Annotated in this window: 26 protein-coding genes and 2 tRNA genes; 15 read left to right on the forward strand and 13 right to left on the reverse strand. The window is 36.1% G+C overall.

What is annotated here, in order from left to right:
- The first annotated feature begins 78 nt into the window (after window positions 1-78).
- The 3 genes from infC to rplT all read left to right on the forward strand — a co-directional run bounded on the left by infC (window position 79) and on the right by rplT (window position 1,287).
- A complete protein-coding gene (infC, locus tag Q4534_RS06840) occupies window positions 79-630 on the forward strand; it encodes a translation initiation factor IF-3 (RefSeq protein ID WP_303612423.1) in 552 nt (183 codons plus the stop codon).
- Window positions 631-652: 22 nt separating this feature from the next.
- Window positions 653-847, forward strand: a complete 195-nt coding sequence (rpmI, locus tag Q4534_RS06845; RefSeq protein WP_014021144.1) for a 50S ribosomal protein L35 — start codon at window positions 653-655, stop codon at window positions 845-847.
- Window positions 848-942: 95 nt separating this feature from the next.
- Window positions 943-1,287, forward strand: a complete 345-nt coding sequence (gene rplT / locus Q4534_RS06850; RefSeq protein WP_014021145.1) for a 50S ribosomal protein L20 — start codon at window positions 943-945, stop codon at window positions 1,285-1,287.
- Window positions 1,288-1,928: 641 nt separating this feature from the next.
- Here the strand turns inward: rplT and Q4534_RS06855 are convergent.
- Window positions 1,929-2,005: transfer RNA gene (locus Q4534_RS06855), tRNA-Met, on the reverse strand.
- Between the two features lie 93 nt (window positions 2,006-2,098).
- On the opposite strand from Q4534_RS06855, the gene Q4534_RS06860 reads away from it, so the two are divergent.
- From Q4534_RS06860 to bshB1, 8 genes are all read left to right on the forward strand, one after another.
- Complete coding sequence (locus Q4534_RS06860; protein WP_303612424.1) at window positions 2,099-2,503, forward strand: START-like domain-containing protein; 405 nt, start codon at window positions 2,099-2,101, stop codon at window positions 2,501-2,503.
- A 225-nt stretch (window positions 2,504-2,728) separates the two neighbouring features.
- On the forward strand, window positions 2,729-4,558 hold the full coding sequence (locus Q4534_RS06865; protein WP_303612425.1) for an LptF/LptG family permease: 1,830 nt from the start codon (window positions 2,729-2,731) through the stop codon (window positions 4,556-4,558).
- Window positions 4,559-4,621: 63 nt separating this feature from the next.
- Window positions 4,622-4,897 (forward strand): 30S ribosomal protein S15, encoded by a 276-nt coding sequence (rpsO, locus tag Q4534_RS06870; RefSeq protein WP_303612426.1) that lies wholly within the window; start codon window positions 4,622-4,624, stop codon window positions 4,895-4,897.
- A gap of 101 nt (window positions 4,898-4,998) precedes the next feature.
- Window positions 4,999-7,134 (forward strand): polyribonucleotide nucleotidyltransferase, encoded by a 2,136-nt coding sequence (gene pnp / locus Q4534_RS06875; protein ID WP_303612427.1) that lies wholly within the window; start codon window positions 4,999-5,001, stop codon window positions 7,132-7,134.
- 100 nt (window positions 7,135-7,234) lie between these two features.
- Entirely contained in the window at window positions 7,235-8,098 is an 864-nt protein-coding gene (locus tag Q4534_RS06880) for an RNA polymerase sigma factor RpoD/SigA (RefSeq protein WP_014021150.1), read from the forward strand.
- A 156-nt stretch (window positions 8,099-8,254) separates the two neighbouring features.
- Window positions 8,255-9,193, forward strand: a complete 939-nt coding sequence (gene trxB, locus Q4534_RS06885) for a thioredoxin-disulfide reductase (RefSeq protein ID WP_303612428.1) — start codon at window positions 8,255-8,257, stop codon at window positions 9,191-9,193.
- Between the two features lie 11 nt (window positions 9,194-9,204).
- Window positions 9,205-10,236, forward strand: a complete 1,032-nt coding sequence (locus Q4534_RS06890) for a M23 family metallopeptidase (RefSeq protein ID WP_303612429.1) — start codon at window positions 9,205-9,207, stop codon at window positions 10,234-10,236.
- 30 nt (window positions 10,237-10,266) lie between these two features.
- Window positions 10,267-10,983 carry a bacillithiol biosynthesis deacetylase BshB1 gene (gene bshB1 / locus Q4534_RS06895; protein WP_303612430.1) on the forward strand — a complete coding sequence of 239 codons (717 nt, stop codon included), beginning with the start codon at window positions 10,267-10,269 and terminating at the stop codon, window positions 10,981-10,983.
- A 94-nt stretch (window positions 10,984-11,077) separates the two neighbouring features.
- On the opposite strand, the gene pdxH is transcribed toward bshB1, so the two are convergent.
- Entirely contained in the window at window positions 11,078-11,713 is a 636-nt protein-coding gene (gene pdxH, locus Q4534_RS06900; RefSeq protein ID WP_303612431.1) for a pyridoxamine 5'-phosphate oxidase, read from the reverse strand.
- A gap of 98 nt (window positions 11,714-11,811) precedes the next feature.
- Between pdxH and Q4534_RS06905 the strand changes: the two genes are divergently transcribed.
- From Q4534_RS06905 to Q4534_RS06915, 3 genes are all read left to right on the forward strand, one after another.
- Window positions 11,812-12,381 carry a YqgE/AlgH family protein gene (locus Q4534_RS06905; RefSeq protein ID WP_303612432.1) on the forward strand — a complete coding sequence of 190 codons (570 nt, stop codon included), beginning with the start codon at window positions 11,812-11,814 and terminating at the stop codon, window positions 12,379-12,381.
- A gap of 59 nt (window positions 12,382-12,440) precedes the next feature.
- Window positions 12,441-14,477, forward strand: a complete 2,037-nt coding sequence (locus Q4534_RS06910) for a DUF349 domain-containing protein (RefSeq protein WP_303612433.1) — start codon at window positions 12,441-12,443, stop codon at window positions 14,475-14,477.
- A gap of 147 nt (window positions 14,478-14,624) precedes the next feature.
- A tRNA-Thr gene (locus Q4534_RS06915) sits at window positions 14,625-14,697 on the forward strand.
- Window positions 14,698-14,848: 151 nt separating this feature from the next.
- Here the strand turns inward: Q4534_RS06915 and Q4534_RS06920 are convergent.
- The 10 genes from Q4534_RS06920 to Q4534_RS06965 all read right to left on the reverse strand — a co-directional run bounded on the left by Q4534_RS06920 (window position 14,849) and on the right by Q4534_RS06965 (window position 22,020).
- On the reverse strand, window positions 14,849-15,529 hold the full coding sequence (locus Q4534_RS06920) for a fibrobacter succinogenes major paralogous domain-containing protein (RefSeq protein ID WP_303612434.1): 681 nt from the start codon (window positions 15,527-15,529) through the stop codon (window positions 14,849-14,851).
- An 85-nt stretch (window positions 15,530-15,614) separates the two neighbouring features.
- Window positions 15,615-15,833, reverse strand: a complete 219-nt coding sequence (locus tag Q4534_RS06925) for a hypothetical protein (protein WP_303612435.1) — start codon at window positions 15,831-15,833, stop codon at window positions 15,615-15,617.
- Window positions 15,814-16,050 carry a hypothetical protein gene (locus Q4534_RS06930; protein ID WP_303612436.1) on the reverse strand — a complete coding sequence of 79 codons (237 nt, stop codon included), beginning with the start codon at window positions 16,048-16,050 and terminating at the stop codon, window positions 15,814-15,816. The genes Q4534_RS06925 and Q4534_RS06930 overlap by 20 nt, the downstream gene beginning before the upstream one ends.
- Window positions 16,051-16,080: 30 nt before the next feature.
- A complete protein-coding gene (locus Q4534_RS06935) occupies window positions 16,081-16,365 on the reverse strand; it encodes a hypothetical protein (RefSeq protein WP_303612437.1) in 285 nt (94 codons plus the stop codon).
- Between the two features lie 41 nt (window positions 16,366-16,406).
- A complete protein-coding gene (locus Q4534_RS06940; protein ID WP_303612438.1) occupies window positions 16,407-17,396 on the reverse strand; it encodes a DUF6371 domain-containing protein in 990 nt (329 codons plus the stop codon).
- Between the two features lie 127 nt (window positions 17,397-17,523).
- Window positions 17,524-19,092 carry a phage/plasmid primase, P4 family gene (locus Q4534_RS06945; RefSeq protein ID WP_303612439.1) on the reverse strand — a complete coding sequence of 523 codons (1,569 nt, stop codon included), beginning with the start codon at window positions 19,090-19,092 and terminating at the stop codon, window positions 17,524-17,526.
- Window positions 19,089-19,373: a hypothetical protein gene (locus tag Q4534_RS06950; protein WP_303612440.1), complete on the reverse strand. Its 285-nt coding sequence runs from the start codon at window positions 19,371-19,373 to the stop codon at window positions 19,089-19,091. The genes Q4534_RS06945 and Q4534_RS06950 overlap by 4 nt, the downstream gene beginning before the upstream one ends.
- Window positions 19,366-19,740, reverse strand: coding sequence for a helix-turn-helix domain-containing protein (locus Q4534_RS06955; protein ID WP_303612441.1), 375 nt, complete (start codon window positions 19,738-19,740; stop codon window positions 19,366-19,368). Before Q4534_RS06955 ends, Q4534_RS06950 begins: the two co-directional genes overlap by 8 nt.
- Window positions 19,741-19,887: 147 nt before the next feature.
- Window positions 19,888-20,670, reverse strand: a complete 783-nt coding sequence (locus Q4534_RS06960; RefSeq protein WP_303612442.1) for a hypothetical protein — start codon at window positions 20,668-20,670, stop codon at window positions 19,888-19,890.
- A 57-nt stretch (window positions 20,671-20,727) separates the two neighbouring features.
- Window positions 20,728-22,020, reverse strand: coding sequence for a site-specific integrase (locus Q4534_RS06965; RefSeq protein WP_303612443.1), 1,293 nt, complete (start codon window positions 22,018-22,020; stop codon window positions 20,728-20,730).
- An 863-nt stretch (window positions 22,021-22,883) separates the two neighbouring features.
- Here Q4534_RS06965 and Q4534_RS06970 point away from each other — a divergent pair.
- The gene (locus Q4534_RS06970) at window positions 22,884-24,170 is read left to right on the forward strand and encodes a sialidase family protein (RefSeq protein ID WP_303612444.1); all 1,287 of its coding nucleotides are present in this window, start codon (window positions 22,884-22,886) and stop codon (window positions 24,168-24,170) included.
- A 429-nt stretch (window positions 24,171-24,599) separates the two neighbouring features.
- On the opposite strand, the gene Q4534_RS06975 is transcribed toward Q4534_RS06970, so the two are convergent.
- Complete coding sequence (locus Q4534_RS06975) at window positions 24,600-26,555, reverse strand: response regulator (protein WP_303612445.1); 1,956 nt, start codon at window positions 26,553-26,555, stop codon at window positions 24,600-24,602.
- Window positions 26,556-26,931: the final 376 nt, after the last annotated feature.

The raw sequence follows: 26,931 nt of genomic DNA on the forward strand, positions 1-26,931 counted from the left end.
ATAATTTGTTGATTTTTAATATTTAAAAAATTATTAGATATTTGCAATCTGAAACTTTAAAAAACAACCATAACTATTTTGAGAGGAAAAAGAACTTATACTCCGAGACAAGAGGAACCATATAAAGTAAATTCAAAAATTAGGGCCCGAGAGGTCAGGGTTGTAGGAGATTTTGTAGAGGGAGGAAACGCGGTTATGGCGACTGACAAAGCAGTAGCATTGGCCGAGGAAAATGGACTTGATCTCGTTGAAATTTCTCCTTCCGCTGCACCGCCGGTATGTAAGGTGATCGATTATGCTAAGTTCAAATATGAACAAAAGAAAAAGCAGAAAGAGATCAAATCCAATGCAGCCAAAACTGTAGTGAAAGAAATTAGGTTTGGTCCCAACACTGATGATCATGATTTCGATTTTAAATTGAAACATGCCATCAACTTTCTAAAAGATGGTGCCAAAGTAAAGGCATATGTCCATTTTGTTGGTCGTACCATTGTTTTTAAGGAAAGAGGGGAAATGCTTCTATTGAAATTTGCTCAGGCCCTGGAAGACTATGGTCAGGTAGAGCAACTACCAAAAATGGAGGGGAAAAGAATGAACATATTTGTTTCTCCGAAAGCAGGTAAGAAATAATTCAACTAATATATATACGGTAATGCCAAAAGTTAAAACTAAATCAAGTGCTAAGAAAAGGTTCAAGCTTTCTGGGTCTGGAAAGATAAGAAGGAAGCATGCTTTCAAAAGCCACATTTTGACTAAAAAGTCTACCAAAAGGAAGAGAAATCTTACCAAAATGGGAGTCGTTCATGAGTCTGATGAGGGCAGAGTAAAAGCAATGCTTAGAATCTAATCAAAAATTATCAGGTTATTTAATTCACCAGGCCTTTGGTTTACAAGTCTTTTCAGAAACACTGAAAGCACCAAAAGTCAAAAACTAAAACAAAAATGCCAAGATCGGTCAATTCAGTAGCTTCAAGAGCTAGGAGAAAAAAAGTATTAAAAGCAACCAAAGGTTACTTCGGAAGAGGTAAAAACGTTTGGACTGTAGCAAAAAACAAGTATGAAAAAGGACTTCAATATGCTTACAGGGATAGAAAAGTAAAGAAAAGAGAATTCAGAGCACTTTGGATTCAAAGAATCAACGCTGGAGCCAGACAATATGGCATTAGCTACTCTCAATTTATGGGATTGCTTAAAAAGGCGGAGATTGATCTTAATAGAAAGGTACTTGCAGATCTTGCAATGAACCATCCGGTAGCTTTCAAAGCCATCGTTGAAAAAGTAAAATAAGCAGCTTTTAAGCTATAGTTAAAAACCCTCCTTGGAGGGTTTTTTTTTGCCTTTATTTTTCCTCAACTTATTATTTTCATCGATACACAACATGAAGTTAGGCGCAGGGAGTTTAAAACATGGTAAAGGGTATTGGGCACCCACCTTTGCTTTCCCATTCTGCTTAACATTGTTTAGGCGAAATCTATCTGAACGCCTAACATGAATTTAACCTTCGCCTAAAGCTTGTATTAATCAGACCTATATAAAAGCCTTATAATGAATAAGAATGTCTGATGAGGGATGTTTTATTGCAAAATAGCAAGGCTCCATTTAAAAGTAGGAGTAAAATAAAAATTTAAATACGTTTAAATTTTATAAACCTTTGCCATTGAAGCTAAAACCGGTATCCAAATTGATTCCCCAACTATCAAGTTTTAGAATCCGGCCTTAAAAAGGTTTATTTTTTGAAATTTTCCTTATATTACTCAGGGTTTACCTATCTTTTGCAAGTCATAAGGCTTATTGTATTTAATTAAGTCTTTGTTAATAAAATAAGAGGTGTTTTACCACATAGGGTATGCCAATACGAGGATTGTGTGATAGGTTTTAAGAGACAAAGGGCATAAAAAAAGGTCTCTAAATTGAAGAGACCTTTTAATTGGTAGCGAGGAGGGGAGTTGAACCCCTGACCTCAGGGTTATGAATCCTGCGCTCTAACCATCTGAGCTACCTCGCCAATTGGGAATGCAAATATGTGAGTATAATCCTTGAATTGCAAATCAAGTACCTAAAAAATAATGCACTTTTTACAACTAGAATAAAAAAAGCCATGGAGAAGATCAAATTTGTTTCAGATTATCAGATAAATAGCTCCAAAAAGATTATTTATCCATATTTAAGCACAGCAAGTGGATTGTCACAATGGTTTGCGGATGATGTAGTCATTAATGAGGATAAAGTTTATAATTTTATTTATGATGGCGAAGATCATCATGCGCGTGCAGTTATTATGCGGACCAATCACCATGTCAAATTTGAGTTTTTCGACCCCGAGGAGGAAGAAGAGGATTCAGATGCTGAGCATACCTTCATCGAATTTAAGCTGGATGAAAATGAACTAACCCAAACCATTTATCTGCGTGTAATAGAATATAGCGACGCCTTTGATGAGCAGGAGCAACAATCAATTTGGGAAGGCTTAATAGCTTCTCTCAAAGAGATTATTGGTGGATAAAATGGCTTTAAATTATCATTTTTAACATAATATGCTCAATTTTGTCTAGGGCTTAACCCTGCAGTTTAAATGCTAAGTAATCATGTGTTGCAAGTTGGTGAAATAAGCTTAAAAAAATAGTAGTAGCTTCTTCATCAGTTTTCGGTACCAATAGCGTTAAAACCTATACATACCTGAATGGCAATGAGCTGTTTTGTGTTTGCAATTGAAAAGTAAAAGCATTGAATGAAAAAATTAGATAAGCTAGTATTGGGGTCATTCCTCAGTCCTTTTCTGCTTACTTTTATCGTGGTAGACTTTATTTTGCTCACGGTGAATATGCTTAAATATTTTGATGAGATTTTTGGTAAGGACCTGCCTTTTATGGTCTATATGGAACTCATTGGTTATTTTGTAATAAGCATTTCTCCCATGGCCTTGCCTTTGGCGGTATTGCTTTCTTCTTTGATGACTTTTGGTAACCTGGGAGAGCATTTTGAATTAACAGCCATAAAGAGCAGTGGCATTTCCCTTAATCGTACCATGCTTCCTATAGGGGTATTTGTGGCCATTGTTACAGTATTGGCATTTTTGTCCAATAATTACATTGTCCCTCGTGTAAATCTCAAGACTTTTAGTTTGTTGTATGATATCAGGATGAAGTCTCCGGCATTTGATATCAAGGAAGGTGTTTTTTATAACGGAATACCGGGGTACAGTATCAAGGTGAATACCAAACTGGACGAAGTACGCCTCAAAGATGTATTGATCTATGACCATACTACAGGACAAGGCAATCTTCATGTCATTACTGCAGATTCAGGAAGGATGGAACCTTTTTTTAACGACCGGTATATTATGTTGACCCTTTATCATGGGAACAGTTACCAAGAAGGTACAGGAAGAAGAGGTGGGAGAAATGTTCCCCAAACTTTTAGCAGAACACAATTTGAAACCAATAAAATGGTTTTTAATCTGGATGCTTTCGAACTTGATCGGACGGATGAAAAACTTTGGTCCAACAGTAAATCCATTAAAAACATTAGTGAAATAAGGGTTGATTTAGACTCAATGGAAAGAGAAATCAATCATTTCCAATTTTTTAACTACGCCAATACTGAGGCGTCTTATAATTATTTTGGCAGATCCCGCAAGCTCAAGCCTCCCAAGGATGTCTTGGATAAAAAGCTAGAAAGCGACTCTTTGAAAAATTTAAGGTACCAGGCCGAAGAAGACCTACTTCAAAATGGAGCGGTCATAGATCGGGCAGGACAGGAAGTTTCCGAAGCAGCCCTTTCACCTACCACGGCAGCTGGGAAAAAAACCAATAGCGCAACTGCTGCTGATACAAGTGGTAGAGGGGCTCAGTCAGTGAAATTGGCAGAAAGAGCCAGCAGTAAGTCTTCAGCTGAGTTAAGTGACACCCTTGTCCAATCCAAAGACAGCTTAGACAAGGCGTTGGCGAACAATAAAAGTCCCGACATGCGGGAAATTAATAAAAAAAGTGCCTTGCAAACTGAGAAGCCGGAGATACAGGCCCTATCTCCCGATCAAGAAAAGCGCTTGGACTCCTTGTTATTAACGCCAAGATACCGACACTCTCGGGCTTCTGTAGGACTTACATCAGCAAGAAACATAAAAAACAATTTCACCAAGAATAAAACCCAAATCAATGAAGTGATGAGGCAATACAGGCATTTTACTGTTGCTTGGTATCAAAAGTATACCCAGTCATTGGCCTGTTTCGTAATGTTTATGATTGGGGCACCTTTGGGGGCTATTATCAAAAAAGGGGGGCTAGGAATGCCTGTTTTGTTGTCCATCATCTTTTTTATCATGTATTATATGTTGACCATCACCGGAGAGAAATGGGCGAAAGAAGGTTTGTCAGAGCCACTTTTTGGAACTTTCTTCTCCAATTTGGCATTGATTCCATTCGGTCTGTTCTTTTTAAAACAAGCTCGAAAAGATGCAAGATTATTTGAACCCGATTTTTACCAAGGAATTTGGGAAAAAATAGTTAAATTATACCAGAAATTGATCCCAAGAAAAAAGTTAAAAGAAGATGTTTTATAATTTGGAATAAAACAGCTACCTTTGGCTCTGTTTTAAAAAATTTAACATCATATTTGACTAAGCATGTATTTAGCGAAAGAAGAAAAAGTAGAACTATTCAAGAATCATGGTCGGTTGAAGTCAGAAAGTGATACAGGGTCTCCTGAGTCACAAATTGCCCTGTTTACTTACAGGATTAAGCATTTGACTGAACACTTAAAGACCAACAAAAAGGACCATTCAAGCAGAAAAGGTCTATTGAAATTGGTAGGTAAAAGAAGAAGTTTACTGAATTACCTTATTAAAATTGATATTGAGAGATACAGGAATGTAATTGCTGACCTTGGTATCCGTAAATAATAACTTGTAGGGTTCCTTTATTTGAGGGACCTTACTTTTTTACTTCCTTCTGTTATTAAGCCTTATTTTTAAAACTATACACTTTACATACTCAAAAGTATATGTTACCAAATACAATTTCAAAAACTATCACTCTTGAAGATGGTAGGGAAATAATCATAGAGACAGGTGCATTGGCCAAACAAGCTGATGGTGCTGTTGTAATTAAAATGGGCAAAGCTATACTACTAGCTACCGTAGTAACTAAGAAAGAAGCAGGTGAGGGGGTTGATTTTCTCCCTATGTCTGTTGATTACCAGGAAAAATTCGCTTCTTCAGGGAAAATACCTGGAGGTTTTTTGAAGAGGGAAGGCAGATTATCTGATTACGAAATATTAATTAGTAGAATGGTAGATAGGGCCATTAGGCCTATTTTTCCTGATGACTACCATGCAGATACCAACATAAGCATTACTTTGATGTCTTATGATGAAGACGTTTTACCTGACTGTCTTGCCGGACTCGCTGCTTCTGCAGCACTTGCTGTTTCTGATATTCCTTTCAATGGGCCTATCTCAGAAGTAAGGGTGGCAAAGATTGATGGCAATCTTTTTATTAATCCTACCCCTAAAGAATTAGAAAAGGCTTCTTTGGAGCTAATTGTAGCTGGTTCTGAAGAGTTCATCCTTATGGTAGAGGGTGAAGGAGATGAGGTTTCTGAAGATGAAATGGTTGAAGCCCTGCAATTTGCTCACGAGGAGATCAAAAAACATTGCAAGGTTCAAAAAGAACTGACCAAACTTGTTGGCAAAGAAGAAAAAAGAGCTTACAGCCATGAAGTAAATGACGAAGCACTTCATGCTAAAATAAAAGAGGAATTGTATGATAGTTTGTATGACGTGGTCAGCAGACAGATTCCTAACAAATCGGAGAGATCAGAACTAGTAAAGGCAATCAAAGAAAATTTTGTAGAAAGCCTTGGAGAAGATCACGAATACGATTTAAGTCTCGTTGGTAGGTATTTCGGCAAAGTTCACAAAGAAGCAGCCAGAAATTTCACCTTGAATGAGAAAAAGAGATTAGACGGCAGAGAGCCTGATGAAATTAGACCAATTTGGTCTGTGGTGGATTATTTGCCTTCAGCGCATGGGTCTGCAGTTTTTACTAGAGGAGAAACCCAATCCATTACCACTTGTACCTTAGGTACCAAGCTTGATGAGCAAATGGTAGATGGAGCCGTTTTGTCGGGATATAACAAATTCTTTTTACATTATAATTTCCCCGGTTTCAGTACCGGAGAAGTAAAACCTAATAGAGGACCGGGAAGAAGGGAAGTAGGTCATGGAAACCTTGCCATGCGTGCACTTAAGAAAGTATTGCCTGCCCCGGAAGACAATCCTTATACCATCCGTGTCGTTTCTGATATTTTGGAATCCAATGGTTCCTCATCTATGGCTACTGTATGTGCAGGATCGTTGGCCTTAATGGATGCCGGTATTGCTATCAAAAGCCCTGTTACAGGTATTGCAATGGGAATGATCTCTGATGCAGAGACAGGAAATTACACTATTTTGTCTGATATTTTGGGTGATGAAGATCACTTGGGAGATATGGACTTTAAAGTAACGGGAACCGCCAATGGAATCACGGCTTGCCAGATGGACCTTAAAGTAGAAGGTTTGGACTATGAAGTGTTGAAAGAAGCGCTTTATCAAGCAAGAAAAGGAAGGTTACATATTTTGGATGAAATCAATAAAACGTTATCGTCCGCAAGACCTGAATTCAAACCGCATACCCCAAGATCTTATAACATGCAGATTCCTAAGGAATTGATTGGTGCAGTTATCGGTCCCGGAGGAAAAGTTATTCAGGAAATTCAAAAAGATACAGGAGCCACTGTCATTATAGAAGAAGTGGATAATATAGGGAAAATCAATATTTTCTCAAATAACCAGGAGTCTATGGATGCTGCCATTGGCAGGATAAAAGCAATCGTTGCTCAGCCGGAAATAGGAGAAACTTATACCGGTAAAGTGAAGAATATCATGCCTTTTGGTGCTTTTATTGAGTTTATGCCTGGTAAAGATGGACTGTTGCATATTTCTGAAATCAAGTGGGAGAGACTGGAATCCATGGATGGTGTACTTGAATCTGGCGAGGAAATTGCAGTGAAGTTAATAGATGTAGATAAAAAGACAGGAAAATACAAATTGTCTAGAAAAGCATTATTGCCTAAACCTGAAAGAAAGGACAAATAAGCTGGAAGTTCTCTAAATTAATAGGTCATGAAATATAAAATGAACTATTTTTAAGGGAACATCTGTTATCAATGCGTTAAAAAATAATCAATAAAATTGAATGAGGCAGCTTAAAATCAGTAAACAGATTACCAACAGGGAAAGTCAATCTCTGGATAAATACCTTCAAGAGATAGGTAAGGTAGATTTATTGACAGCAGATGAAGAAGTGGTTTTGGCCAAAAGGATCCGTGAGGGTGACCAATTGGCCTTGGAAAAGTTAACCAAAGCCAACCTTAGATTTGTTGTCTCCGTTGCCAAACAATATCAAAACCAAGGCTTATCATTGGGAGATTTGATCAATGAGGGTAACCTAGGTTTGATTAAAGCCGCCCAGAGATTTGATGAAACCAGAGGTTTTAAATTTATATCCTATGCCGTATGGTGGATTCGTCAATCTATTCTTCAGGCTCTTGCTGAACAATCTAGGATTGTAAGGCTTCCACTGAATAGAGTGGGGTCTTTGAACAAGATCAGCAAGACATTTTCTGAGCTTGAACAAAAGTTTGAACGTGAACCATCACCGGAAGAGCTTGCAGAAGTTTTGGAAGTGACCGCAGGGGAAGTGGTGGATACCATGAAAATTTCCGGAAGGCATGTATCTATGGATGCTCCATTTGTTCAAGGAGAGGAAAACAGTTTGCTTGATGTTCTGGAAAACGACGGTGAAATCAAACCTGATGATGGTTTGATGAATGATTCCTTAAGGAAAGAAGTTCAAAGGGCCCTGTCTACGCTTACCCAAAGGGAAGCAGATGTAATTACCCTTTATTTTGGACTCAATGGCGAACATGCCATGACCCTAGAGGAAATAGGTGAGAAATTTAACCTTACCCGTGAAAGGGTGAGACAAATCAAAGAAAAAGCCATAAGGCGACTTAGGCATACCAGTAGAAGCAAAACTTTAAAGCCTTATCTGGGATAAATGTTAAAGCAAAGTTAGAAAAATTAGAAAGGGCACTTTGCCCTTTTTTTATATCCCACAAAAAAATCTCACTCGAGTAAACTTTTTTGTTTTGCTATGGTGTTAGTATTCGAAAGAATTTCATTTTGTGAGAAATATTGAACAATTGATAAAACAATGGACAAGGAAATAGAAAAAATAAAGGTCCTTATTATTGGATCAGGTCCGGCAGGCTATACTGCTGCTATCTATGCATCCCGAGCAGGGCTTTCGCCTGTAATGTATACAGGGGTTCAACCCGGTGGTCAGCTTACGATTACCAATGATGTAGAGAATTATCCTGGTTACCCTGATGGTGTCATGGGGCCCCAAATGATGGAAGATTTCAGAAAACAAGCGGAACGCTTTGGTACTGATGTGAGGTATGGGGTAGTGACAGGCATAGAGGCCGAGAAAAGACCTTTTAAGGTTACTGTGGATGAAGGAAAAACGCTTCTTGCAGAAACCGTAATTATTTCTACCGGTGCATCTGCAAAATGGCTGGGTATAGAAAGTGAAACCAGGCTTAACGGTAAAGGTGTATCTGCTTGTGCTGTTTGTGATGGTTTTTTCTTTAGAGGAAAAGATGTAGCCATCGTAGGCGGTGGAGATACCGCTTGTGAAGAAGCAAGTTATTTGGCCAATATATGCAATAAGGTTTATATGTTGGTGAGGAGAGATGAACTTCGGGCTTCACAAATCATGCAAAACAGGGTGATGAAAAACCCTAAAATTGAAATTCTTTGGAACCATGAAACGGTTGAGGTATTAGGTGATGAAGAGGTAACCGGTGCTAAAGTTAAAGACAGGATTACAGGTGAGGAGAAGGATTTAGCTGTGGAAGCTTTCTTTGTAGCCATTGGACATCAACCCAATACTGCTGTTTTTGAAAATCAGATTGATACGGATGAAAATGGTTATATACTTACCCAACCGGGAAGTACAAAAACCAATGTGCCCGGTGTATTTGCATGTGGAGATGCACAGGACCATGAATACCGTCAAGCAGTTACTGCTGCAGGAACAGGTTGTATGGCAGCATTGGACGCAGAAAGATTTTTGACTTCACAAGAATAGGTCTATAATTTATGCGTCTAAAAGAAAGGTGGCTCTTGGTTCTTCTTCTTTGGACGTCCGTAAGCTTTGGTAGTATCGCGCAAAATAAAAAGAGAGATAAACTTAACAATGGTGTAGTAGAACAAAATCTGGAGGTGCCATCAGGTGCCCTGATTTTTGATGCCGATCAATATCGCAGTGATTTGGAAAAGGCCACTGATGCTTTGATATTCAAGGATGGCCTTGACCTTAAAAAGCGATTGTCTCTTGTAAGTGAAAATAGCGATGCTTTTATCTGGGCACCCACACATGTGATGGTGGAAGTGGCAGAGAAAGTATTGATCGATAGTATTTGGATTACAGCTCATGAGTATTACGGACGCTGGGATAGTCATAAAATTAACAGTTATGATTTTGATCCAAGAGAGTTTAAAGATACTATTCCAGTGACATTGTATAATTCCTATTATGGTTCAGGTTGGAGTGCGCCATTAGAGAATACCAAAATCAATTCAGATTTTGGGCGGAGGCGCTACCGATGGCACCATGGGATTGATTTGAAATTAAAAACAGGTGACCCGATCAGGTCCGCATTTGATGGTATTGTTCGCATTACTTCCTATGAGCGGTATGGGTATGGGCATTATGTAGTGATTAGGCATAGAAATGGGCTTGAAACCATCTACGGACATCTTTCTAAGAAAGAAGTAAAGGTTGGTCAAGAAATCAGGGCCGGTGATATCATTGGTCTAGGAGGAAGCACGGGTAGGAGTACAGGGCCTCATTTGCATTTTGAGATTCGGTATCAGGGGCTGTCCATCAATCCTACCGAAATTTTCGATTTTGAAATTGGGAGAATAAAGTCGCCCATTTATACAATAACTGCCCAAAGTTTTGACCATGAAATTAAAATGCGGGAAGCTGTATATCACCGAATTAGGAGTGGAGATAATTTATCTGTCATTGCTCGGCGATACGGAGTTAGGGTAAGTCAGATTACCAGATTGAATGGAATTAGCACGCGAACTATTCTTAGAATAGGAAGGCGACTGCAAATACAATAAGAGTTTTAAAATTCATTTTAAAAGACAAAAATGAAATTGGATATTTTGGCCATCGCTGCTCATCCGGATGATATAGAGCTAGCTTGCAGTGGCACCTTGGCTTCCCATAGAGATATGGGGTATAAGGTCGGTATATTAGATCTTACTAAGGGAGAAATGGGCACCCGGGGCACCCCTGAGATTAGAATGCAGGAGGCAGATGCTTCAGCAGAAATTTTGGGACTTAGTGCCCGAGAAAATTTGGGCTTTAAGGACATCTACTTTAAAGATGATCTGGATCACCAAACAGCCATAGCTAAGGTGATTCGAAAATACAAGCCTGAAATTGTGCTTGCCAATGCTGTTAGAGACAGGCATCCCGATCATGGGAAAGGTGGAAGCTTGGCTTCTCATGCTTGTTTTATTAGTGGTTTGAGAAAATTAGAGACTACACTAGATGGTGTTCCTCAGGAAGTATGGCGACCAAAGTTTGTTTACCACTACATTCAAAACGAATTTATAGAACCGGATCTAGTTGTTGATATTTCAGAATATTGGGAGACCAAAAAGGAAAGTATACTTGCCTTTAAATCTCAGTTCCATAATCCAGATTCCAATGAACCGGAAAGCTTTATTTCCAGACCTGAATTTTTGGACTTTATAGAAGCCAGATCTCGTGAATTAGGACATAAGATCAATGTTAAATTCGGTGAAGGGTTTACTGTGGAAAGGGTTGCGGGGGTGAAAGATCTTTTCAACTTAATTTAACCCGGTGTTTTCCCCAACATGGAAAGTCCAATTGTTTTCCATGTTGGGGTGTTATTTTTTATTGCACTTTATTATTATGTTATTCCCATAGCTTTTAAGGTGCCAATCGCTCCATGCTCCATTTTGCCCCCTCTTCGAGCTTGTACAAAACCCTGTCATGCAATCGAGCAGGCCTGCCTTGCCAAAATTCAATGGTAGAAGGCATTAGTCGATACCCTCCCCAATGCTCGGGTCTTTCAATAGGTTCCGATTGGAACCTTTCTTCAACTTCCTGCTGTCTTGCTTCCAAGAAACTCCTGTTAGGAATAACCTCACTTTGTGGGCTTGTCCAGGCTCCTATTTGGCTTTGAATTGGCCTACTTTTAAAATATTCATCAGATTCTTCGGGGCTAGTTTTAGTAACCAGCCCTTCAATCCTTACTTGTCTTTCCAGTTCAGGCCAGAAAAATGTCAAGGAAGCATTGGGATTTTTGGATAGTTGCTGTCCTTTATGGCTGGAATAGTTCGTAAAAAAAACAAAACCTTCGTCAGCCCCTTTTAGCAAAACAATTCTGCCTGATGGATGACCATTTTCATTAACGGTACACAAGTGCATGGCTGTCGGTTCATTCACTTTTGCAGTGAGTGCTTCAGATAACCATACTTTGAATTGTTCCAAAGGGTTCTTATTTGTCTCATTTAAATTCAATTTCTTAGAAGAATATTCTATTCTTATATCTGCTAATTTCATTTTATGTTTATTTATAGCTGAAATTTAAGTTTGGAATACAAATATATTGGTTTTAAGATTTTTTGCTTTATATTAATGCCTCATATAAATCACAGTTGATGGTTGATAGGTCCAATATAAAGCCAAAATCAGGAAGTTTGTTGATATCTGAACCTTTTCTGCAAGATGAAAATTTTGTTAGGTCGGTGGTTCTTTTGTGCGAAAATAATGAACTGGGTTCCTTTGGTTTGGTATTGAATAAGTTGTCTATATTCAAATTAGACGAGCTCTTGGAAGGTTGTGAGCTTTTAGGTAAGGAGGTGTATGTGGGAGGTCCGGTGGAGCAAAATACACTTCATTTTATCTATTGTGGAGAGCAACTTTTGGAAGATAGTGTGGCATTAGGAGATCAACTGTGGTGGGGAGGCGATTTTAATGAATTGATGGACAAGTATAAGTCTGGCTTGCTGGATATTGCTAATTTTCGTTTCTTCTTGGGCTATTCAGGTTGGGAAGAAGGGCAATTGAGTGAGGAATTGCTTGAAAAAACATGGATAGTTTGTGACAATAGCCATACTAAAAAGATCTTTAAGGTAGCTCCGGATGAATTATGGCGAGTTATTTTAAAGAATATGGGGGGTGATTTCCAAGTATTAGCAAATTATCCGATTGACCCAAGACTAAATTAGCTCAAAATTGCTACTTTTGTTTAGTATGGATTGAATTACGCAGGAATATTTTAAATATTATGGATAACGAGAAAGAAATGTCTGAAAATGCAGACAAGGTTACTGAAGAATTGACGAATAGTCAAAAATCAGGAGAAGAAGCTTCTACCGAAAAGCAGGAAACACCAAGCAGTGATGTGACTGGTGAAAGTTCACCCACAACAGAGCAGGAGAATGTGGCTGACACTTCCGCAACGTCAAAAGTGACTGAGGAGGAAACAGTAGCTGAGGAACAAAAAGAAACCAAAGAAGAAACTTCTTCGGATAAAACCGAGGAACCTGTGACTTCAAATGAAACCAGCCCGGCAGCCAAAGAAGAATCGGAAGAAAGTGAAGAAGAGGAAGAGGAATTTGATTTTCATAATTATACCAAACCTCAGCTTATTAAAGTCCTTAAAGACTTTGTACATGAGCAGAATTTTGTTCGGAGAGATGGTTTGGTACAAGAAATTAAAAATCAATACGACGAATATTATTTAAAAGAGCAAGAGCAAGCCCTTGATCAATTCCTTAAAGATGGAGGGGAGAAAGATGGCTTTGTATATAGAGGTACAGATGAAGACCGTGAGTTTTTCGCTTCCTACCAATTATTTAAAGAGAGAAAACACCAGCAGTTCAAAGACCTTGAAAAATCCAAGGAAAAGAATGCCAATGATAAAAATCTAATTCTAGATCAACTAAGGGCCATTGTGGATGGGGAAGAAACCACCAACAGCATTGAGACCATTAAAAAGATCCAAGATGAATGGAAAAAAATAGGACCTGTTCCCCATAGTCAAAATAAAAACCTTTGGGCTTCCTATAATGCTTTAATGGATAGGTTTTATGACAACCGCAGTATCTATTTTGAGCTGAAAGAGCTAGATAGGAAGAAGAACCTGGACAGTAAATTAGACCTTTGTAGCAAAGCAGAAGCTTTATCCAAAGTAGAAGATGTAAAAGAAGCCATAAAAAGTTTGAATGACCTGCACGAAGAATTCAAACATATTGGCCCTGTACCTAGGGAAGATCAAGAAGCATTATGGCAACGTTTTAAAAGTGCTTCTGATGCTGTCTACAACAAACGCAAAGCGTATTATGACAGTCAGCGAGAAGTTTTCAAAGCCAATCAGGTACTGAAGGAGAAGTTAATTGAAAAATTAGAAGAGTTCAAGTCCTTCAAAGCTGAGAAAATTAGAGACTGGAATACAAAAACCAAAGAAATTCTTGCCCTTCAAAAAGAGTGGGAAGCCATTGGTCCCGTACCTAGAGAAGCAGGCAAGGAAATCAATAAAACTTTTTGGGGGTTGTTCAAGCAATTTTTCCACCACAAAAATTTATTCTTTAAGGAATTAGATGAAATAAGACAGCATAATAAGGAAAAGGCTGAGAAGCTAATTGAAAGTGCTGAGACTTATTTAGATAGTACAGATTGGAAGAATTCTTCCAATGAGTTAATTCAATTGCAGAAACAGTGGAAGGAATTGGGTCCCATGCCTGAAAAATTCCGTGATGATCTATACAATCGCTTTAAAAAGGCCTGTGACACTTTTTTCGACAATAGGAGAAATGCGAACAAAGAAAATAACAAGGCTTTCGAAGAAAATCTTGTGGCCAAGGAAAGGGTGTGTCAAGAGATTTTAGACGCAGCAAAGGATGAAGACCAAACAAGCTCAGAAAACCTCGAAAAGCTTATTCAACAATACAATGAAATAGGTTTTGTGCCAAGGAAGAGCATGAAGGATATTTCCAATAAATTCAATACAGCTGTAAACGAATATGTTTCCAAGCTAGAGCTTGAAGGGGAAAGCAAGGATGATTTTCTATTCAGACTTAACCTTAACAAACTTCAAGCAGACCCGAATAGCAATAAAGTTCTGAATAAAAAGGAGCACGGCATTCGCAGGCAGATCACCGATTTGGAAAACAACATTACTTTGTGGAGAAACAATTTGGAGTTTTTTGCGGCTTCAAAGACGGCCGACAAGCTGAAAGATCAATTTGAGGAGAAGATTGAGAAGGCAGAGCAAGAAGTGGATAAACTGAAAAAGAAACTTTCAATTATTAGAGAATTTTAATGCCTTCACTATGAGTAAAATAGGTATTTTGTTGGAAATTTCTTCTCAAAAGTTTTGATTTCATAGGAGTATAAAACTATATTTGCACTCGCAATCAGGGAAAAAGACTTCCTGATAACACTTTTAAAAGGGTGTATTTATAAAGAAGCCTCCTTAGCTCAGCTGGTAGAGCAACTGACTTGTAATCAGTAGGTCGTTGGTTCGATCCCGACAGGAGGCTCTTGATTATCAAGCCCTTACAGGATTTTTCTTGTAAGGGTTTTTTTATTTGCACGCCATTTGCACTCAAACCTCTATTTAGAGGACTTCATGGCCTAAAATAAAGACTCCTCGATCGAAGAAGTCTTAATTGAAATATTGTTGTTTAAGCTTTACTTTTCCTTAATACATCTTAGGTATATTCCGGGTAAATATAAACTTGGGTAAAAAGTTTTTTCAGAACTTTTTGATATGTGGATGTTAGAGTTTTCATAAATATCAGATATGACAACAAGGATAATATCGTCGTTTGAATCAAAACTCGATGTCCAAAAAGAAGCAATTATACCTTTCGAATCAAAATATCCGGATAAGAATCTTTCTCCTCCCGGAAGTGCATTAAACCCACTTTCATTAGTTCCGTTTTCACCTAACCAATAGGATGTACTTTTAAGTTTTATTCCTGCGTTGTCAATTCCGCCATTAAATTCAAAAAGTTTATCCCAATCTTCAATTTTTGGGATTCGCCAACCCTGTGGGGCTAAGCCTCTAGGGTCAGTAATTGCATAATAATTATATATTTTACCATAAACTTCTCCATTCTCTTCTAAATCGTCATAATATGACCATGCTGGCAATTTATTTATATACGCATATTCCCAGTCACTCTGATTTTTTGAATGAAATATTTCATCTCCGTTTCTAAAAGTACCAATATCAAGATTTTTTTTCATCCATATTTGATCTCCTATTTGGATGGCATTTGATGGTAATTTATCTGGCTGTTCTGGTAGTTGTTCTTCACTACAACCAAGGAATGCAAAAAAGATAAAAGCTAATATTTTTTTATTCATAGCAATGGATTCAAAGTAAAACTAAAAATTAAAGATAAGCTATATTGTTTTATCCGCTTGATTTTAAGTTGATAAATTCAAAAAACTAAGCCCACTCAATCCCGGAAATTGAATAACCAAATACCCGGCTTATCAATTCTCTTTTTTGTTCTTGTTTGGTTTTTTCCTCCTCATTATAATAAACCCATTCCTTCGGAGATATAGCGCTACCATTTCTAAGTAAGTAATCCATTTCCTCCCTTGTAATGGATTTCTCAAGATAAGCCTTTACAATTTGCTCTTTTTCATTCCGGGAAACTGCCATTCAATCTGATTAAAGGGTTGATAATACCCATTTTTTCAAGGGCATCTACATAAATAAACAATGGACTTTTTTTTATTTGGCTAAAGTAAAACACAGGAATTTCTTGTCTTTCAAAATCCCTCTTTAAACATTCTTTAGCCTCCACCTTTCCAATAATACCTTTGTGAAGTGCTTTTAATACTTCTTTTCTAAAATTGAAATTATGGTCTTTTTTCATTTCTTACAGTGTTTTTTCAAATCAGGTAATTTATTCATTAGTTATTCTATCAATTAAAATATCCAATTCCTCGTCTGACATACTATCAAAATTAAGTTCTTGACTGTGTGTGGTGCTTTGAAGTTTTGGCAACAAATACGGCAATAAATCAGAAAGGAATTTTAATCTGTCTTTTGCTTCCAGTGCTTCCAAGTCTTCTTGGATAGTTTGATAGTTGTTATCAAACAGACTTTGGATTAAATCCCTCATTTGGGTATTAATTTTGTTTTTTGCACCCTTTGGTCTACCCGGATTGCCTTTTTTAAATTTCCCCATATTACCCGTATTTATACCGTAATTTACGATAATTTAGTTAATTAATATCCGTATTTTGCTCGGTACCTTTTAAGAAGCTCTTTGTTTTCAAGTATTGCTCCGCTTGGAATCTCACAATCTCTAATCTTGTCTTTAAGGCTTGATTCCTTTTTATTTTCTTCTCTAATACCTTGGATAACTTTTTTAATCTGTTTTCTAATATTGTCAAATTGTTCATTGTTTATATTAGTTATTTTCTCATCACGTATAAAAGGTTTTTGAATGCCTTCATTTTGTTCATTTCGTTCATTTTTTGGTTTCCAGTCTTTTAATATGATATAGTCAGCTAAATCCAAGCCCATTTCTTTTTCCTCGATTTTAGCCCTACTTTCAAAATAATCAGAGACCTTAAATTTGCATGGTATTTCGTCCTGTATTTTGTTTACCTCATTAGTCCAAAGGTTGAAACAGGTTTCATTATCTCCCGGCTTTGAAAGGTCAGGAAAAAGAAAAACATTTCTATTTCTTAAGTTTTGGAATTTATATTTATTTAGACCGCTCTTTCCTCCACTTGCTAACCACACTAATTTTGGAAAAACTAGGCTTGCAATGATGGCTGTCTTTTCACTTTCTACTATTCCCACATCTTTTGTTGGATAGGTTTCTAGTAAATGAGATCCATAGAAGCAAAGCTTCAAATTGTATTCTTTTTGTTTTAGTCTGGAATGCGCCCAGGAAAAGAAATTTAGGCGTTTCCCTGTGGAGGGGTTGTAAAGCATTATTTTACCTCCTCTTACCTTTTGGTGTTCGTCTATATACCAAAACACATTTGCTCCATTACGGGCTAAAGAAGTCCCTATTTTGTAGTGTTTAACAGCTTCCATAGTAGAAGCTTCACCAAAGATTGATTTTAGAAAGGAAAAAAAATTATTTTTTTTATAACCTTTCAAGGTGGCATTCATTAATTCAGGGTCAAAATAAGAAATGGGTTTGGCATTAGGTGTCGAAATAAACTTCGATGGACTATCTCCTAAATATTTATTCTTGCCCATTTCAGGTGTATATGTTTTATTGCATGAATGACAATAGCCTTTATCGACATACCCGACAAAAGGAGAAAATTTTCCATCCTTATTTGATTTACCACAAGGGCAATTTCTCACCCTAAATCTTTTTTTATCAAAATATAGAGGCTTCATTTTTATTCAGTGAAATGTAAACTTGTATACCATCGCTTTCTCTCCTCACCTGAATTTTCAGTGATTCCAATCGCTTTTTGAAGTTAGGTTTTGACAGTACCCTGTTTCCTTCATCAAATGCAAACTGTTTGTATTCTGGATAGAGTTCTTTGAGTAAGATCTTCTTCTGCAGGTCTGGTAAATATTCATTTTCTTCAATAAAACGTTTTACCGTGTCAGATTCAGTTCTAAATTCATTTAAGGCTTTATCAATGGAGGGGCTTTCTGAAAATTTTCGATTTTCTACTATTCTTCTAAGTCCATCTAATACCCAGTTGAAAACACCCGGTAATTCATCTTTAATTATCTCATTAGCAAGTTCTTTATTTTGCTCTTTTTCCGGTATTCTCACTTCAAAAGGAATGATTATAAATCGCCTGAAAAAAGCATTTGTAAACTCTACATCTTTTGGTAGCTCGTTTGTATTAAAAATCAATTTGGCATAATCCTCAATTATGAAAGGGTCTTTATATGGCAACCTCGCTTCCATCGGTTCGCCTGAGGCCAAGGATTTGAATTTTGAACTTTCCAGTTTGCCACTTATCTCTGTGGCATAATTCGCAAGCTTGTCTGCGATTTGCGCTCTGTAGTAACCATTTGAATCTGTTAGGCTTTGTAAGGTGTATTCACTTGTATTTTGATTGCCTAACAAAGCTTTAATGATATCGTATAAAACAGATTTTCCATTAGCACCTCCACCGTAAAGGAATAGGGCTTTTTCCAATTTTAATTGACTGGCAGGTATAAAAATATATCCCAGAAATTCGGCCAAAACTTTTTGCTTATCCTCCTCTGGTAAAACTCTATTTAAATAATTCTCGAATTTAGGTGCCTCCGCTTTTGCATCATAAGAGAAGGGGAGTTGGTAACGCATAAAATCAACCGGATCGAATGACCTTAAAATAGGCTTATTTGATATTTCAAATGTGCCATTATTTAGATTTATGAGAACCTTATCCTTTGGCTTATTTGGGGCTGGTAAATACCCTGTTGCAGTAAATTGTTTGTAAAGCTTTTCTCTAAATAGGAAATATTCCGCTGTAAATTTGCCTACTCCCATTTTTTCAGAGGCTTCACCTAAAAACTTTTCAAATTCTTTCTTGTCAATGCTTTTCCAAAATTCCCCATTATACAGGTAAATAAAATCACGGTTAATGCAAAGCCCAAATTTTTTCCTTTTAGCCATTTTTTGGATTTCATTAACCGATATTATAAGGAGGTGCTTTTCCATTAACTTCATAGAATTGATTTCCGCTTTTAGTAGTTTCAATTCCTCCTCCTTACCTTTGAAGTCTTCCTTATTTTTATTTTTTGGATTTCCGCAATAATCAAATAATGCTTTAACCCTGTTATTCAGTTCGGTAAGTTTGGGGAATGCTTTTTCTAAATAGTTTACTTTTTCTAGGCATTCCATAAGTTCCTTTAGAACTTCTTTATGCAACTTTGTTTGTGCCTCCTTTTTGATTTCCTTTAAATGGTCTTCAAATCCTTTTTTATTTATTATGTTCATTTTTCACCCCTCCTTTCATCCTCTGAAATTTTATCATACTCTCCACTTTCGAGGTAACCCATTAACATTTTATCTAGTATAGAATAAAAAAGGTCATTTATTCCATAAACTTCTACTGGACAAATAATAGTGCCTATTTCAAAATCATTGTCCCATAATGAAATATTTACCATGCTATTTCCAATCATTGAGGCCTTTAAAGTGATCTCTCTTTTTTTTGTATCTTTGCTTTGTCGAGTAGCTTTGACACTTGAGGGGGTAGTTTTTGAATTTTTATTCATGGCTTCCTCCTCTGTTTTTACGTTTGGAAATGATTTTTTGCGCTTCCTCCTCCACACTAAAGGCTCTTTTATTTCCACCCTTTATCCATTCGATTAGGTCATTTTTGGAAAAATACAATCGCCCCGCCTTCTTATTGTAAGGGATAATTCCCTTGGATACATAAGAGTAAAGAGTCTGCTTTTGAACGTGTAGAAATTCAGATGTTTCTTGGATTGTGAATAGTTGATCACCACCTGTTTCAGTGGATGATTTCAAGATTAAAGATTTAATTTCCTTTGTCTCTTGCTTAAACTCTTGCCTAAGCTTTTCGAATATTGAGACCATACCCTTTGGGATGGAATCAAAATTGATTTGATTTTCTTTCATTTTTTTCGATCTTTTCGGTTAAGAATGATCGAATTTGAAAAATTAATCATTTAGGAATTTTCAGGAATTTTCAGGAATGAATAAAAACACCCAATAGATAGGTAAAATCCAATGAAATGAATTTAAAAAAATTTATTAAAAGAATTTTCAGGAATTTAGTTTAAAATCCTTCTTTATAAGCTTGATCTCTTTTCCCTCTCCTCTTTGAAATTGCTTAAATTGATTTGCAGTATTTGGATTATTTCTAATATTAAAGAATTCACAAAAAGCCAATCCTACTTTTTTATGGTCTATATTATCATTGATTGAATTTCCTTTCAATGAAATATAAAGGTTTGCTAATAACCTTTTTCCACTTCCATAAATACTACCTCTTTTGGCAATTAATTCATAATTCTTATCCCATAATCCTAAATCTAAACCTTTTCGTAAAAAGTCCTCTTTGGTCATTTTGGGATTATTAAGCCAAATTGATTCTAAAATATTGAAGCTACTCTCTACTTCTAATATGTCATTTGCATACTCATAGCAATAATCGATAGGTAATCGATCAAAATTTTCAGTCCAATCTAAGAGGGTTTTTTCAATTATACCGATTAAATCTTTTCTATAATGATCGGGACTAAAATTAACCCAGTATAATGTTTCTTTTAACCATAAATTAGGGTCTCCACCACTTTGCCTATATTGGTCAAAAAGATCTCTTAAGTAAGACACTACGGATTTTTCTGTAAAACTATCATCCTTCAAAACTAATTGAAGGCTTCCTAGATCAAAATAATAAAATTGGCTTAAATGAGTATCGGTTATTTCAAGCTCTGGATAGTTTTCAAATAATTCATAAACAGTCATTTCTTTACCATCAACCATAGTAAAATATTCAAAATTGAATAGAAGGCCATAAAGAGGAAGATAATCTTTAACTTTCATCTAGGTAGCTTTGAATAAATGAAGGGAATGAATAAAATGTACCCTTCTAAAAACCTTTTATTTTCGCATAAAGTCAGTTATATCCTCCAATATCTCCTTTTTGGTTTTATCTTCAAAACCTGCAAAGTAGTTTTTAGTAGTTTTAAGGTCGGAATGTCCCAAAGCTTCGCTTACAAATTCCAAGCTTGCTTTTTTTCTTACTGCTGTTGTGGCAAAGGAATGCCGAGCCCAATAGGTAGAAATATTTTCATTTAATCCGTTTGCCTTAGCTAGCTTTTTAATATGCTGGTTTACATATCGAATGAAGTTCAATTTTGCTAAATGCTGTTTTTCTGCATTGTCATTTTCCAATAGGATAGGGAAAACAAATTTATTTGGTTCTTTCTCATTGGTGCCATACTTTTCAATGAAAGACTTTGCAAAGTCAGTTAAGGGCACTTGGATAGGCTTTGTGTTTGCCTTTTTGGTTCGCTTGGTTTTCTCTCTTACAAATTCGATTTGACCATCATACAAATTTCTCCATTTGAGGTGGAGAATATCCTTCATATTCATACCATTGCACACAAAAGAAAAAAACCAAAAATCCTTTGCCTTTTCTTGCTCCGGGGTTTGGGCTTTAGCTTGAAATAGGGTTTGGAGTTCATTTGAATCAAAAGCCTTTTTGGTATTGGTAGAGGCTGGTATCTCATAACGCTTGGATCCGAAAGGATAAATTTCCCGGTCTATGGCTTTCGCCTCGATCGCCCGGTTAAATATTACCCGGAGGCCTCTAAGATAAATTCCAACCGTGGTAAGTGATTTTTCCTTTTTTTCAGTCATCCAAAGTTCAAAGTCATTAAGAAATTTGACAGTGATGTTTTGAAACAATAGCTTCTTAGGCTCCTTTCCGGTCATATCCTTAATATAAGCTTTCAAGGCCTTCATGCTTAACTCATAACTTGAAGCTGTAGAAATACGATTGTAATCCCTTAACTCTTGGATATAGCTTTCATAATGATAAAAGGAATCGAGTAATTCCCCTGAGGTAATCGAAAGGGATTTTTCAAACCCTTCAAAAGTGAATGAAATTAAAAATTTTGCTTTATTCGAATAAAGATTTTTCAACTCTTCTAAGTCCTCCTTTATTTCGGTTTCCTCTTTTTTAAATCGCTGTCCTTTTTCAGGATAAAATATCTTATTGAAAATTTTTTCGCTAAGATCGAAATCAGTTGTATAAAGTCTGGCTTTTTTAGTGGAGGTGTCATAAACCCGGATTTTCACCGGATAGGATCCATTTTCTTTTTTGCGCCTAGTGTCAAGGTATAAATTGACCTTAACCGGATCTTTGGCCTTGTCTTTTTTTCGTGTCATGTCAAAGTAGCTTTGAACAAAGATAATCATTTGCACACCATTTGCACAAAAATGTATCCATATTTACATAAAAATACCATAGTCAAAAGCATAGTTTAATGCTTTAAATACCTAAAAATCAATAAATAAGGATAGTATTCGATAAGTATAAAAGTAGTGTTATTTCTGACTTGTAATCAGTAGGTCGTTGGTTCGATCCCGACAGGAGGCTCTTAAAATTTAAGCACTTGCAGGATACATCTTGCAAGTGCTTTTTTTTGAGGTAGTTATTTTATATCCGGATAGTAAAAGAAGAAGAGAAGCAAAATTATCAAAAAAATAAATAGGGAAGGCTACATATAAATTATTAATTGGACTAGTTAATTTATCGTTCTCCCAATATTTTTTAAGGATAAGTCTTTCCATGTAAAAGGGGTGTGGTTAGTTATTTTTGTTTATGCTCCTTTTGTTTTATAGATGGAATTAGGATTGGTTTTATTTTTTGTAATTTATGCAATTAATTCAGGCAGAATTAGGAGTTGACCTCATAATATATGCTAAAGGATTCAGTTTGAGTCTTGTGATAATACCGAACAAATTGTTCATGTATGGGGTATAAGCTCCTTTAATATTTTTGCCTTCAAAGAAATGTTTGAATGGCTTAAAAGGTAAAAGCCTTTATTGATATGCTATAGAACCTTGATAAAGTCATTTGAAGATTGAGAGGGATATTTTGATTACATTTCAGCAGCCTTCTAGCGAGAGTAGGAAGATCCTTCAGATGGAAAGATAAAAATAAAGAAGGAAGGTTTTCAAATAAAGAATTCAATAAATTAGGAACAATAATCGATTTAAAACACTACAGATTTTTACCCGATAAGCGAATGTTAAGAAATATTATAAAATTAATTAGCTGTATTTCTATCGGACTAGTCATCTGCTGTAAAGAAAAAGGTACTGTTGAAAGCGAAGCATTTTCTGTGGAACTGGAAACCATTGCCAAAGGTAATGAAAAAGAATACACTTGGACACATGCACGCTCTGCTGTAATACCCTCCGATAAGCCAAAGGTGCTTACCACTATGTCACAAACACTCAAAGAGGGCTCAGATGTTTATCATGACTTGTATCAAGTGATAAGCCAAGACATGGGCCAAACCTGGTCTGAGCCTGAAGCAATACCCTCTTTGACAATAATTGAACAAGATAGTGGCTATCGATCTGTAGTGGATATGTGGCCTCAATGGCATTCCTCTACAAATAAGGTTTTAAATATAGGTACCTCTCCTTTTTATTCTAACGAAAGGACACATGACGGTTGGAAAAAAAAGGTGGTGTATGCCTGTTTTGATCCGGAAACCGAAAAATGGAGTTCTCCTAAATTTTTGAAACTACCGGAATTGGACCATGATGGAATGCTTTTAATGGCACCTGCAGCAGGCAGTGCCCAATGGTTGGAGTTGCCCAATGGAGATATTCTTTTACCTGTGTTTTATTTTAAGCTTACCGAGGAACAGGCTTATTCAGCTTTGAATAATCCAGATGAGGCTTTTAGTATAGGTAGTTTGATGAAAAGTGATGATTTTGGTTTTAGCAGCACAGTAGTTCGATGTACGTTTGATGGTGAAAATTTAATTTATAAAGCGCATGGTGATGAATTAATACTTAAACAGGGTAGGGGGATCTATGAACCATCCATTACCTCTTTTAAGGGAGAATATTATTTAACCATGCGTAGTGACAAAAGTGCTTATGTTGCTAAAAGCAAAGATGGATTGCATTTTAGTTCTCTTAAGGAATGGACCTTTGACGATGAGTCTATTTTGGGGAGTTATAACACCCAGCAACATTGGGTGAGGCATAGTGATGCCTTATACTTGGTGTACACCAGACGAGGTGCAGATAATGATGAGGTTTTTCGCCATAGGGCACCTCTTTTTATGGCAGAGGTGGATGTTAATAACCTTCAAGTTATACGGTCTACTGAACGTGAGATGGTTCCCAATAGAGGAGTTGCTTTAGGTAATTTTGGCATCATGGAAGTCAATCAAAATGAGACCTGGATCACTGTAGCCGAATACATGAGGGGAGAAGAGAACGTAGTTGCTGATAATAGTGTTTTCACTGCCAAAATCAAGTGGAAGCGTCCAAATTTGAATTCAAAACAATAATCAAAGATTTAATTAATACTAAGAGAATTGTAGAGTTTCCTACTACTATTTATTATGAGATGATAAGAACAAAATTTTTTAATAAATACAAACCCAAAGTAATTAGTAACTACAATACAAGTAGTGAATTGAACGGTGTTTGTAAGTGTTTTAAGTATCATAAAATTACCCATTAATGTTTATCCATATAACATTGAAAACTGAATCAACTCGGTGGATTGTTAGACTTTCAACGATAAGCAAATGATATTTCTTCAACTCTTTGGCTGATTTTGATGTCGATTTAGTTAAAATCTAATTCAGCTGTAAGAAGAATAAGGGAGTGATCAGGAAAATAATCTCTTGTATTTTTTACATTACTTTGACCAAAACCTAGTTCCATTGGTTAGGTACTTAGTTGATTTTTCTTTTATCGTTCAAAGCCACTTGCTAGAATTTAAAATTAGGCTTGCTGCCAAATCTCTCGTAGTATTTTTTTGAAAAATAGGAAGAATGTTTAAACCCAACCTCGAGAACAAGTTGTTTTAAGGAGTGAACCTGCCTATTTTCTAGTAGCATTTTAGCTTTCTGTAATTTAACTTCTGTTATAAGTTCATTAGGGGATAAACCTGTTTCACTTTTTATTTTTCTAAATAAAGAACTTGATGAAAGATTAAAATGCTCGGCAAGATCAGTTTGATTGATTTTACTTTTTCCGGATTGTTCAAAAATATATGCCTGTAATTTATCAATCCAATTGTTAGAATCATTTTGGGAGGGGTCTATTTTTTCCTCTAGTTGATACCTTGTACGTTTGTTGTTATTTATTAATGCATTATTTATCCGTATGATCAATTCTTCCTCTTCAAAAGGTTTAAGTAAATAATCGTCGATACCAAGTCTTAAAGTAGATAATTTGATTTGGTTATCTGCCCTCGCAGTAAGCATCAAAATTGGAGCAGTATGTTGTAGGGATTTAAGTTTTGAAATGAATTCTAATCCATTCATATTTGGCATCATATAATCTGTAATGATAAAATCTACGGCTTGACTCTTTATTATTTTCAAGGCTTCATGGCCATCCCCGGCTTCCAGGCATTCGTATTTACATAGTAAATCTTTAAGGTAGAGTCGCATATCATAAGCATCATCGACCAATAAAATTTTAACTTTTTTATTAGTAGAAGAAAAACGTTCCAATAGCTCAAGTTTGCTTATTTCGCTATTTTTAACACGATCTCTTTCCTTGATTTTCTCAACCTTAGGAAGGTGTATAACAAAAGTGCTCCCAACTGAAGGTTTGCTGGAAACCCTAATTGTTCCTCCAATTTTTGTAATTATCTCTTTGCTGAAAGCCAGTCCAACACCACTTCCACCTGATTTATTGAAAGAGTTGTTTGATTGATAAAATCGATTAAATATTAATTCTAAATCATTCTTTTCTATACCTATGCCATCATCCTCCACACCAAAGATTATTGAGGTTTGGTTTTCCTTTAAGAATAGGGTCACTTTCCCTTTCTTTTCTGTATATTTTAAGGCATTCAATAGAATGTTATTAAGTGCCCGTTCCAGATATAGCTTATCACCCAAAACGAATTTTGGTGAGGTACTTGTATTTACCTTAAATGTTATTTGCTTTTGCTTAAATAAAGGTTCAAAAGAGGTAGCTATTTTCTTCAATAAATCAGTCAAGTTTATTGGATGTAAGCTCATGCTGAAATTGGTATCCTGCATTTTGGCTAAATCGATTACATCATCTACTAATTTTTTTATTTTATCAGCTTGGTTATTGAGCTGGGTCACGACGGACTGTATTTGAGCATCATTTAATTCGGAGTTGTATTTTTTAAGTTTATTGATTTGACCTTTGATAAGTGTCAAAGGGGTACGGACCTCATGAGAGACATTGATAAAAAACTGCGACTGCTGCTCGTTAATATCGGCTATATTTTTTCGCTCTATTTCTAAAGCAATTTCACTTTTAAGATTTTCTTGTTTGAAATAGTAAACCAAAACAAATACAATTGCGAAAACCATGAAGATGAAACGATCAGGGCCGAAATAATTTTGTGGATAATGGAGAAAAAAAATATTGGGTATTATAAAAAGAACAAGGGACAATACAAATGAGGAAAAAATATAAAAACGATTGTTGGTAAACAAGAGTACAAAGGCAGGAGCTAAAAGGTATCCGGCTTCTAACATTTTACCTGATATAATGAAATTGGAGAACATAAAATTGCTAAAGTAAACCAAGAAAAAAAATAGGGCAATTGCCATTTTATTTCGGCTTATCCACTGAAGGTACAATACAAGTGAAATGCCTGCAAAATTGGCTAGATGGGTAAAGATATAAACAGGTGGCTTATTGGGTTCAAAAATTTCAGCAATAATTGAAGCCATTTCGATTAATATCCAAAATCCACAAAAGATATTCAAGAGCTTTATTTGCTTTTGTTTTTCTCTAGGTTTGTCAGGATCAAACCCGATCAATGAGATTGCTTTATAAAGGTTTAACCAATGTTGTCGAATTGTATTCAATTGAATTTAGGTGTTGAGTTATTGACCATTTTCCATTTAAAAATAGTTATTATAAAATTTTTCCAGCCGGTTTGATCGCAATAAATCAATACCAAACCTCCTCAAAGGTTAATTTGACCGGTTGATTACCCAAATTGACCTGTTAGTGATTCGGTTTGATTGATTTTTGACCTTTTCCTGATTTACTTTTAGGTGCGTTATTCCCATTATACTGCTTATAAATACCTAATAATATTTG

The sequence above is a fragment of the Cyclobacterium sp. 1_MG-2023 genome (genome assembly GCF_030546805.1).
In the GTDB taxonomy this organism is placed as follows: Bacteria; Bacteroidota; Bacteroidia; order Cytophagales; family Cyclobacteriaceae; genus Cyclobacterium.

What these genes read in the sequence shown, in the direction of transcription:
- Q4534_RS06975 (WP_303612445.1), bottom strand. Translation starts at nt 26,555, where the DNA reads ATGGCTTCAATTATTGCTGAAATTTTTGAACCCAATAAGCCACCTGTT.
- Q4534_RS06935 (WP_303612437.1), bottom strand. Translation starts at nt 16,365, where the DNA reads ATGGGGAAATTTAAAAAAGGCAATCCGGGTAGACCAAAGGGTGCAAAA.
- Q4534_RS06970 (WP_303612444.1), top strand. Translation starts at nt 22,884, where the DNA reads ATGTTAAGAAATATTATAAAATTAATTAGCTGTATTTCTATCGGACTA.
- Q4534_RS06905 (WP_303612432.1), top strand. Translation starts at nt 11,812, where the DNA reads ATGGTTGATAGGTCCAATATAAAGCCAAAATCAGGAAGTTTGTTGATA.
- Q4534_RS06940 (WP_303612438.1), bottom strand. Translation starts at nt 17,396, where the DNA reads ATGGGCAAGAATAAATATTTAGGAGATAGTCCATCGAAGTTTATTTCG.
- pnp (WP_303612427.1), top strand. Translation starts at nt 4,999, where the DNA reads ATGTTACCAAATACAATTTCAAAAACTATCACTCTTGAAGATGGTAGG.
- rpsO (WP_303612426.1), top strand. Translation starts at nt 4,622, where the DNA reads ATGTATTTAGCGAAAGAAGAAAAAGTAGAACTATTCAAGAATCATGGT.
- Q4534_RS06945 (WP_303612439.1), bottom strand. Translation starts at nt 19,092, where the DNA reads ATGAACATAATAAATAAAAAAGGATTTGAAGACCATTTAAAGGAAATC.
- Q4534_RS06930 (WP_303612436.1), bottom strand. Translation starts at nt 16,050, where the DNA reads ATGAAAAAAGACCATAATTTCAATTTTAGAAAAGAAGTATTAAAAGCA.
- Q4534_RS06865 (WP_303612425.1), top strand. Translation starts at nt 2,729, where the DNA reads ATGAAAAAATTAGATAAGCTAGTATTGGGGTCATTCCTCAGTCCTTTT.
- Q4534_RS06890 (WP_303612429.1), top strand. Translation starts at nt 9,205, where the DNA reads ATGCGTCTAAAAGAAAGGTGGCTCTTGGTTCTTCTTCTTTGGACGTCC.
- Q4534_RS06880 (WP_014021150.1), top strand. Translation starts at nt 7,235, where the DNA reads ATGAGGCAGCTTAAAATCAGTAAACAGATTACCAACAGGGAAAGTCAA.
- Q4534_RS06925 (WP_303612435.1), bottom strand. Translation starts at nt 15,833, where the DNA reads ATGGCAGTTTCCCGGAATGAAAAAGAGCAAATTGTAAAGGCTTATCTT.
- rpmI (WP_014021144.1), top strand. Translation starts at nt 653, where the DNA reads ATGCCAAAAGTTAAAACTAAATCAAGTGCTAAGAAAAGGTTCAAGCTT.
- trxB (WP_303612428.1), top strand. Translation starts at nt 8,255, where the DNA reads ATGGACAAGGAAATAGAAAAAATAAAGGTCCTTATTATTGGATCAGGT.
- bshB1 (WP_303612430.1), top strand. Translation starts at nt 10,267, where the DNA reads ATGAAATTGGATATTTTGGCCATCGCTGCTCATCCGGATGATATAGAG.
- rplT (WP_014021145.1), top strand. Translation starts at nt 943, where the DNA reads ATGCCAAGATCGGTCAATTCAGTAGCTTCAAGAGCTAGGAGAAAAAAA.
- Q4534_RS06860 (WP_303612424.1), top strand. Translation starts at nt 2,099, where the DNA reads ATGGAGAAGATCAAATTTGTTTCAGATTATCAGATAAATAGCTCCAAA.
- Q4534_RS06955 (WP_303612441.1), bottom strand. Translation starts at nt 19,740, where the DNA reads ATGAAAGAAAATCAAATCAATTTTGATTCCATCCCAAAGGGTATGGTC.
- Q4534_RS06960 (WP_303612442.1), bottom strand. Translation starts at nt 20,670, where the DNA reads ATGAAAGTTAAAGATTATCTTCCTCTTTATGGCCTTCTATTCAATTTT.
- Q4534_RS06950 (WP_303612440.1), bottom strand. Translation starts at nt 19,373, where the DNA reads ATGAATAAAAATTCAAAAACTACCCCCTCAAGTGTCAAAGCTACTCGA.
- Q4534_RS06920 (WP_303612434.1), bottom strand. Translation starts at nt 15,529, where the DNA reads ATGAATAAAAAAATATTAGCTTTTATCTTTTTTGCATTCCTTGGTTGT.
- Q4534_RS06910 (WP_303612433.1), top strand. Translation starts at nt 12,441, where the DNA reads ATGGATAACGAGAAAGAAATGTCTGAAAATGCAGACAAGGTTACTGAA.
- Q4534_RS06965 (WP_303612443.1), bottom strand. Translation starts at nt 22,020, where the DNA reads ATGACACGAAAAAAAGACAAGGCCAAAGATCCGGTTAAGGTCAATTTA.
- pdxH (WP_303612431.1), bottom strand. Translation starts at nt 11,713, where the DNA reads ATGAAATTAGCAGATATAAGAATAGAATATTCTTCTAAGAAATTGAAT.